Origin of the sequence: Brevibacterium sp. SIMBA_078, from assembly GCF_046534565.1 — a bacterium.
Taxonomy (GTDB): Bacteria; Actinomycetota; Actinomycetes; order Actinomycetales; family Brevibacteriaceae; genus Brevibacterium.
On sequence record NZ_JAWRYQ010000561.1, the window covers coordinates 1 to 238 of the forward strand.

Genomic DNA, 238 nt, shown 5'->3' on the forward strand with positions numbered 1-238 from the left:
CTGTTGATTCAGCTGTTTTAACGCATCGGCCAAACCAATAGTGACAGTGGATTTTCCTTCTCCTGCTGGCGTTGGATTTGTTGCCGTTACTAACACCACTTTTCCATAAGGTGTACCTTGGATGAGGTTCGTATTAATTTTTGCTTTAGATTTACCATAAGGTTCAATTGCTTCAAGGGGAATATTTGCAGTCTGTGCTATTTCAGTAATGGGCTTTATTTCCGCGGAAGTTGCAATT

The 238-nt window shown here is 40.8% G+C and carries 1 protein-coding gene; it reads right to left on the reverse strand.

What is annotated here, in order from left to right; genetic code table 11:
- Nucleotides 1-237, reverse strand: a 237-nt coding sequence (locus SB749_RS20800) for a formate--tetrahydrofolate ligase (RefSeq protein ID WP_410711989.1), incomplete at its 3' end; no start/stop codon positions are given.
- Nucleotide 238: the final 1 nt, after the last annotated feature.